Source organism: Leptospira sp. B5-022, from assembly GCF_000347035.1.
GTDB classification, from domain to species: domain Bacteria; phylum Spirochaetota; class Leptospiria; order Leptospirales; family Leptospiraceae; genus Leptospira_B; species Leptospira_B cinconiae.
Map to the genome: position 1 here is coordinate 358,468 of NZ_ANIJ01000018.1, position 9,001 is coordinate 367,468.

Sequence of the window (9,001 nt, forward strand, 5' to 3'; positions counted from 1 at the left end):
AGATGATTAAAAACAAATTCCTGAGAGCGGTTCTTCCCGGGATCCGGGCGAAACTTTCCTTTTTTACGGCCGCATTGGTTATCTCCATATTAGGCTTCACATCCATAATTCATTATGCCCAACAGACAAAGGCTTTGGAACAGAAGTTGGAGTCGGAATTAAAAGCTCCTTTGGAATATGTGAACTCTGTCGTTCTGGATCTGGAAAACCTGAGCCGAAGTATGATCTTGATAGAGGAATTCAAGGTCAGAGTGAAAGAGAAGAAAAAACAACTCAGTAAATTCAAAAGGACGGTCGTCCAGAAAGAAGGCGGGCTTTTCGGTGCGTTAAAAGCATTCGGTCAATCCATCGGTTTGAACGTGAAAAGGGGAAATGTTTATAAATCCGTAGATACTTATTTTACGAGATATCTTTCCGAAAAAGAGATCCAAGAATTCGAATCCAAGGTCCGAAACGAATTAAGAAAAGAGAATGGAGCTCCGATTGACGCACCTGTTTATGAAAAGATCAGATCCATTGCGGAAAAGACCGCCCTCGCAAGGATCAGTGCGGAAACTTCTAAGATCAGAATAGAAGAAATTACGGAAGAGTTAAAGGATATAGATTCTGAATTAGCAAAACCCGATATCGATCCTAAGAAGAAAAAAACTTATCTTACGGATAAGGACAAATTAGAGAAGGAACGAAAGGCCGCAGAAAAAGCGATCCCGGACGGAGAGAAGAAGGCGGCATCGGGTGAGACCGCTTTAACAAAGGCTCTTCAGAATTTTTTCAGAGGATCTTTTAAGGATCGAATTTCTTCTTTAGGACTTCTTCCGGATAAAATTAGGATTTTAGCTTATGATAGAGCGGGGAAGGAAACCCTGGACACAGGTTTACTTTTCTCTCAAAGTTCCGAGACCGGAAAAAAATTACTCACACAGACGGATTTTACGGAAAGTCGTAAAACCCTTTTCGGAGATACCGACGTTTTAGAGGTTATCCAAAACAAATCGGAGGCGGAAAGTTATGAAGTGGGCGGTAGACAATACGAAGTAATATATCGTCCTGTTTTTAGGAACCCAAGTACTGCGGAAAGATCCAGGTCCATGGCGGAAGAGATCGTTGAGAATCCCAAAGATTGGGCAAAGTATCTGGAAGAAGATAGAAAAATTTCCGCAGAGATTGCGGAGATCTCTCAAAGATTGAAATCAAGAATGTCGGAACTTCGCAAGGACGGAAAAGCTAAACCTTCTTCCGATAAGGAATTCAAAAATCTGGCTCTGGCCTATAGGCAGATGCTCAAGAAACGAGATACTAAGCTTGAACAGTTACAGCCGTATTCTTCGGTTTTTGAGAAGAATGAGAAAAAATGGACTGATGATCATAAATCCCTAAAAGACAAGATAACAAGTACTTCCAAGGAAATTTTGGAATGGGAGAAGATGCTGAAGTTCCCTCCTAAAGAAGGGGAGAACAAAACTTCACCGGAAGAGATCCAGGAAAAGATCAGGATATTAGAATCTCAGGAAGAAGAATATAAGGATTCTTTAATCCGTTTGGAATCGACTAAGGGTGATTGGAGTAACTCCTACGAACATAAAGCGGAAGACGCTTTTTACGGCCTGAGAGAGGCGGCATTGGAGGATTTCACATTTATTCCTTTCAAAACAGGGCCCGCCAGCATTAGAAGATATTATAAAGATGATAATGAAAGAAAGTCCGTTCGGATCAAATGGAGGCTTTTGAGAGAATGGATCCTTTCCGGAAATTCAGAGACGGAACTACCTAAAACTCCTAAGGGGATCGCTTGGGACTCCGGTATCCTTGTCAGAAGTAGAAGTGAAGCGGAAGAAATGATGTGGGCCCTGGACTCCACTCCACTTGTTCTTTCTGGAGAAGAGGAAGGTAAGGGGCTAGTCTACGACCTCCTCCGCAAAGACTTATTAGGGTATAATATTATTCTAATTGATAGGACCGAAGGTGTTCGTCAGATGAGATCCAACAGAGAAGAGATGATCCGTTACACGGGGATCATCGGAACTATCGCAATTCTTCTGGCGTACGGCTTGGCTTGGTTTGTGGTCCGCAGGATCAGGGGTATCAGTAAAAATGCAGAGTTAATCGGAGAAGGGAATCTGAATGTCGAATTTCCTCCTGCGGGTTACGACGAGATCGGCGTATTGAGTGAATCTCTGAATGATATGGTTCACGGTTTAAAGGAAAGAGAAGAGATGAAAGGGGAACTTCTGGCGGCGGAAGAGATCCAGAAACGTCTGCTTCCTGAAAAACTTCCTTCTAGCTTGAACGACTATGTTGAATTCGGGGCGTTCTATAAAGCGATGACCGGAGTAGGTGGGGATTATTACGATTTTATCGAATTAGGCGGAGGAAAGATCGCGATCTGTATCGGTGATGTTTCCAACCATGGTGTGGGTCCTGCGATCGTGATGGCTCTTTTCAGGGCTCAGATCCGGGCCATTCTACGGAAGGGAGAAAGGGATCTGAAAAAGATCCTGCTCGAGGCAAACGGATATCTGTATGAGGATACTCCGGATCATATTTTTATCACATTCTTTTTGGCGATCTTCGATTCCAATACCTCCAGATTGGAGTATATATCTGCGGGCCATGTTAAGCCTTTATTCTTCGACGCTTCCGATGGAAAGATCAAAGAACTTCCTGCAGGTGGTTTGCCGATCGGTATGGATGAAAATTCTTTCTTTGAAACTACTATTGAGAGGAGGGCATTAACTTTGGATTCCGGAGATATTTTCTTTGAATATACGGATGGTTTGGATGAAGCAAGAAGTCCGAACTCGGATATGTATACCAGAGAGAGGCTTGCGAAACTTTTGCATGCAAACGGAGAAAAACGTCCGGAAGAATTGATCAAGACAATCGTTACGGATGTGGAATCCCATACGCAACAAGATCTGAGTGCGACCGGGTTTTCGAAACTTTCCGACGATATCGCGATGATCGCGATCCGGAAAAGATAAGAACCGCTTGTTCTCATTTATGGCCTTGTAGGAGAAAAGCCTAAACAAGCGATATACACTTAACGCATGTTGGAACTCCTAAATCGCCATCCTTTAAAACGGATCGTTCAAATTATGGAAGGATCAAATCCTTCCATTCTTCTTCTGAACTGGAAGGACAAAGATATACTTCGCCCTCGGAGTATTTATTCTTATTTTTTCTCCAAAGAGAAAGTTTATGATCCGCTTCTTCCAAACCTGTTTTTAAAACTTCTCTTAATTCCGAGACAGATCCGAAGGTTCCGTCTAAAACTCCGGTATTTTTTGCGTCAAAATCAGCTCTGGATTTTTTTGTAAAAGATCCGAAAAATTCTTTTTGGATAGATTCGATTTCCTGAATATTTCCTTCTTTTCTGAGTGCGGCAACTTTTGCACCTTGGAATAGATCGAATGCGGAATTTCCCCCCATAACTGCAAGTGTTGCCTCAGCTAAAGAATAGTACGCAATTCCCGGTCTTAAGAATCCGCTAAAAGCATGTATTTGCCTTCCTCCGTAATTTTGTCTTAATACGATCGAAACCACGGGGATCTCTGAAAGAATGTTTACATCCAAAGATTCTCCACCGATTTGCTGTATTCTTGCTCTTTCTTGTTTGGTGCCTGGGACAAAACCCGGAGCATCAGAAATCATTAATAAAGGAATGGAATGTTTGTTTGCAAACTCGGTGAAAACTCTGAATTTTTCCGTCCCTGGAGCGTCCGGAGACCCTCCTCCTTTCGGTTGGTCGGCAATGATCGCTACCGTTCTACCTTGTATCCGTCCTAACCCTGTGATCAAACTGGAGCCGGGGTCCCATTCTCCGAATTCTAGGAAAGTGTTCTTATCCAAAATTTTTTGGACGATCTCTTCTTTCATATCGTAGGAAACAGTGATCTCGCTTGGAAGTTTGATCTCACTTTCGCTTGGCAGAAAGTTTTCGATCTTTCTGTGATTTAATAAATGGAAAAATTTTCTGATAATCTCATAAGCCTCCGGTTCGTCTTTTGCGGTGAAGGTAGCCCATCTTTTTTTATTCGAGAATTCCTTATGAGCAGAAGATTTACTTTTTGCGCTCGGTTCTAAAAGTAGCCATACGTCCGCATTCGAGGTAAGTTCGGAAACTCTAAGTCCCTCCGGATTTTTTACAAAATGTAAACAGGCTCCTTTAAAATTTTGTAATGATTTTTGAAAATCTCTTCTTGGTCTTAAGGAATCATAGTCATCCAAATGGGAACTTCTGAACCATTTGCTTCCATAGACTAAAAGTAAACTTGCTCCCGTTTTTTCCGCGATCCGAACGGACTCTTTCGCTTTGATAATACATGGAAGGGAGTGAAATCCATCATCGGTCCTTGGGCCCATGGAGAGTACGGGAGCTTCTCCCAATCGAATGAGCCCGGAAACTAAAGATCCTGAGCCGGAATAGTTTTCTTTGATTGGAAGGAAAAATCCGCTTTCAGAATAATGAGTCAGTTCGTTCTCGTCTAGAACATTCCAATTTTCCGATATAGCTCTTTGGCTTTTTTCTTTTGGAAGAAGTTTACATCCCAACAAAGAATCTTGTATCCTTCTGATAATCCATATAAGCTGGATCTTATCGTTTGCTACAAAATCCACAGTGCCTGTAGCTTGGCCCATAATTTTAGCACCGCCTATCTCGTAATTGGTGAATTTCTCTCCGGTTACGGATTCGATCACTGAAGATCCTGTTAGAACTCGATAAGATTCTTCTTCATTTAAAAGGACTTGTAAAGAGGCTTGAGAAGAGCCGTAAACGTCCAATCCAGTAGAAGATCCCGTTCCGACTGCGACCGTAAAACAAAACTTAGGTCTTTCTTCAGAGTTGTATTTTCTGAATTCTGGTCCGTATTTTTTTTCGGTTTCGGAGCATATTTCTTTTAAAATAGGATCCGAATGCGATTCGATTGCAGCCCTGAAATCGGAGGCTTTCAAACCGGCACTTAAAAGTGAATTCATAAAAAACCCTTCTGCAGCTCGGTTCAATGATACCATTCCTTCTTTGATGTTAGCACCGGCCCCGTCGTTCCAGATATATAAAGGAAGATCTTTTCGATAAGCGTAGTAGGCGGCTGCAATATATTTTCTTCCTTCTAAATCTCCTGTGGCTCCGCCCGCTACTCTGGAATCTTTAAAAAAACATAATGCAGGTTTTCCGCCGATCTTTCCTTCGAAAATTTTCGCTCCCGGAACATAGATCTCTTCTTTGCCTGTTTTAGGATTTTTTCTGAGAAGCCCGTCGGTTCCCGGGATCGTAATCTCTTGTACGGAATCCATGTCGAATATCTCGGAAACCCAACATTCCAGAGGCCATTTTCCTTTTTGGAAAACGTTTAGGTCTTTCGGATCGGTTCCCGTGCAATACGGAAATCTAGGATCGTTTGAATGGGCTATATCCATCCTAAGTTTTCCATCTTTAAAGAAGAAGGAAAGTGTTACCGTTTTTTCGGCATTTTCCGGAAGGAAAACCATCGTGAACTGGCTATACAACCCATGTAAGAAGAACCGTAGAACGGAGCCGGCAGATTCCATTATATTATTATAATTGAATACGTCTTCTTCGTTGGATCCCGGGTCGAATTTGATCATAAATCCGGAAACAAGGACTTCTAACCTGAAAATATCAACATTTTTGAATATTTGAGAGCCTTGTAAGATGCATGCTCCCACTTTCGCGGTAGTTTCCAGATCGAACCTGGAGATTTTCTTTTCCGCTTTAGCGTTTAATGTCGAGAAGAGTATATATTGTTTTTCTCTTTCCGTTTCTAAGAAATATAAGAAATGTCCGGTGCTTGGGGAGAATATTCTTTTAAGATTCCCTTGGGTTTGCCAATATTCCAGTTTTTTCCGGATCTGATAAGTAAGGGATTCATCGAAGTTTTCCGGGACCAACGGTAAGTTTTCGGAAAAAGACCTATTGAATTTTTCCTCTAAGATCTCGGATCCTTCTTCCGAAACGGAAGACCAAGGCGCTTTAAGAAACCGTACGTAATCGAATACGTGTTTTCTAGATATAGTCGCATCTCCTCCTTTGAATTTTTGCGGACGATTTCCTCTCGAGTTTAATATTCTTCTGACTGTTTTTTCGAGGGAACTTTCTTTTTCTCTTTCTTCCAAATATAAGATGCCGTTCAAAGCTAGGTCTATGGAGGGAGTAGGCGGAGCATAAATGGAAAGTATTTCCAAAAGTTTTGCTACAAGTTCCTTTCCTTCTCTAAGGTTCGCGTATGCTTTTACTAAAAATATGAATGCATCCTTTTGGCTTTTGGTCCTTCGAAGAGGATTCCAAGGTTTGATACCGTAATAGTGAAACGCATTGGATAAGAGTTTTTTTGTGGTCTTAGGTGGATTGTATCCTTCCGTATCCCATTCCGATAGAGCTCTTTGAACCTCTCCATAATGGGAAAATTTTGTTCCCGGATCCGATGAGAATATTCTTCGTACTAATACATGGAATTTTAAAAGTTCTAAATAGAAATTTCCCCATTGGCGGCTCTCTGGATCGGATAGTTTGGAAAATTCGAGATTAGAGAGTATAAAATCTATCTTTTCTACGGCGTCTTGTTCCCTAAAAGTTCCTAAGATCCAAGACCTCAATAAGGTTCTTAGATCGGGGCCTGATTTTTTTTGGATCGATGGAATTTTTCCTTCCGTATCCGGATCTAAGGAAGGCCAGATCTCCCAGATAGATCCTTCAGTACTATTATAATTATCTAATTCTTTTTTGGGTTCGGATCTTTGTTCTGTTTCAATTTTTGCAAGTATTTCCCCTTCACTTAAACCTTTGCCTAAGATCATCCCGGAAGCGGTCATTCCGCGAACCAATTTATTCCTATCTCCGTGCTCTAATAAATATCCTAGTTTTCCGCCGACTGGTGCGGTTAGGACTGTTTCCATCTTCATTGCGGAAATTACTAAGATCGGATCTCCTTCTTGGATAGTTTCCCCTTCATTCCATGTATTGTTCGTTTGCGGATTATCGCATATCTTTACGAATGTTCCTTGGAAGGGAGAACGTAAAACTCCTTCGTTGGAGGTATTATTCTTTTTGTCTTTGGATAAAATAGAGAATCGGAGATATCTAAGTTTTCCTTGGCTATCCGGGAATCTCACCAAGTGAAAAGAAGGCCTACGATCTACGCGGACGGGAATCGTTCTGCCGGCAAATTCCACTAAAAATTCTTCTCCAAATTCTCCTTGAACGGAAACCCCGATGGATCCGAAATCTTTCCCGTTTAGCAGAATTCTATAGCTAGAAATGGAAGTTCGGAATAAGCGGGTTTTATACGCTTTCGTTTCCGATCTCAATTCGAATTCAAAAAGAGAATACTCCGATTCTTGGGAATGAAGTAATTTAGGAAGATCCCGATCTCTGAAAGACCTTTTCAGATCGTTTTCGGTCATAAAAACCGATTCTGCAAGCGAGCAGATGACTGCCCCTTCTTCTTCCGATTCATTCTCCGCTTTTGTAAGTTCCTCATTATTAGATAAAATTAAATTATCATATTCTCCCGAACGAAAAAGATCATGCCTTACTAGTTTGATTAGCTGTTCAATGTTTGTGGTAATTCCGCGGATGTACAGATCTGAAAGTGCTCTTTCCATTCTGAGTAGAGCTTCTTCCCTTGTAGTTCCCGTAGTGATCAATTTTCCTATCATTGGATCATAGTCACCTAAGACTCTATCGCCTTTTTTGAATCCGAAATCACAACGTACTCCGTTGAATGTAGGAAGTTCTAGATCTTTTATTTTTCCGGGAGAAGGAGAGTAATTTTGAAAAGGATCTTCCGCATAGATCCTGCATTGGATGGAATGATTTCTGTCCGAGAATCTCCTACGGATAACTGAGTCGTAAGGGATCTCTTGTTCTCTACCATCAAAAAATAAAATTTGCCATTTGGCCAGATCGATCCCGAGAGATTGGTCGGTCACGGGATATTCCACCTGCAATCTAGTGTTCATTTCTAAAAATCCGAAATTGCCTGTTTCGCAATCCAGTAAGAATTCAACAGTTCCCGCGGCGCATCCTTCCGAGTAGCCCGAAATATGAGCGATCTTTTCCGCGGATGATAATAATTGTAATAAGGTCCTATCGTCTAAAAAGGTTTCTCCACTTTCTTCCACGACTTTTTGGTTCCTTCTTTGTACTGCGCATTTCCGGATACCCACAGCCGTGGAATTGAAAATTTGTACTTCAAAGTGAGCAGGTCTCTCCACATATTTTTCAAAAAAGAAGGTACCGTTCCCATAGGACTGGACTCCGATCCGAACCGCACTCTCGATTGCTGGAATTAATTCCTTTGAGTTTCGTACGATGACCATTCCTTTCCCGCCACCGCCGCTGTCTAGTTTGATCATGATCGGATAGCCGATCCTTTCCGCTTCTTGAATTGCGATCTCTTCTCCGCCTGTGATAGGCCCGCTCCCCAATAAAAGGGGGATTCCGTTCTCTAAAGCCAATTTTCTGGCATCTAGCTTATTTCCAACTTTTCGCATCACGGAAGCCTTGGGCCCCATAAATATTATGTTTCTTTTATATATGAGGGAGACTTCCTCTAGAGATTCAACGAACCTAAAGTCTTCGGACAAAAATCCGTATCCCGGATAAACTGCGTTTGCATCCGAAAGTAAAGCTGCGGCTATAATTGTCTGAGAGTTCGTATATTTATCGGAACTTCCAATGTAGACGATCTCGTCTGCGGATTCATACCAGGATTGTTCCCTATCCGGATCGGTTACAACTGCAACCGATCGGATACCTTCTTCTCTCAGCGCTAAAAAAAATCTTTTGGCGATCTCTCCTCGGTTTGCGATCAGCACTTTTTTTAGTACACCTTTTCTTTCCGGGTAAATTTCTTTTTTTTCTGAACGTCCTGGGTTTAGGATTTTCAATTCTTTTATGACGGAATCTATTTCAGGAATACTTAATATTCCTTGGGTAAATGATTCTGGTTCTGGCTTTCTTGTGGGTATCATTCGCTTT

Annotated in this window: 2 protein-coding genes; one reads left to right on the forward strand and one right to left on the reverse strand. The window is 41.7% G+C overall.

Features of this window, described 5'->3' with window-relative positions; genetic code table 11:
* The first annotated feature begins 2 nt into the window (after nucleotides 1-2).
* Nucleotides 3-2,981 (forward strand): PP2C family protein-serine/threonine phosphatase, encoded by a 2,979-nt coding sequence (locus LEP1GSC192_RS09655; protein ID WP_020769677.1) that lies wholly within the window; start codon nucleotides 3-5, stop codon nucleotides 2,979-2,981.
* Nucleotides 2,982-3,093: 112 nt separating this feature from the next.
* On the opposite strand, the gene LEP1GSC192_RS09660 is transcribed toward LEP1GSC192_RS09655, so the two are convergent.
* Nucleotides 3,094-8,994 (reverse strand): carboxyl transferase domain-containing protein, encoded by a 5,901-nt coding sequence (locus LEP1GSC192_RS09660; protein WP_020769754.1) that lies wholly within the window; start codon nucleotides 8,992-8,994, stop codon nucleotides 3,094-3,096.
* Between the last annotated feature and the right edge of the window lie 7 nt (nucleotides 8,995-9,001).

Coding starts and splice junctions, on each gene's coding strand:
- LEP1GSC192_RS09655 (WP_020769677.1), top strand. CDS start 3: ATGATTAAAAACAAATTCCTGAGAGCGGTTCTTCCCGGGATCCGGGCG.
- LEP1GSC192_RS09660 (WP_020769754.1), bottom strand. CDS start 8,994: ATGATACCCACAAGAAAGCCAGAACCAGAATCATTTACCCAAGGAATA.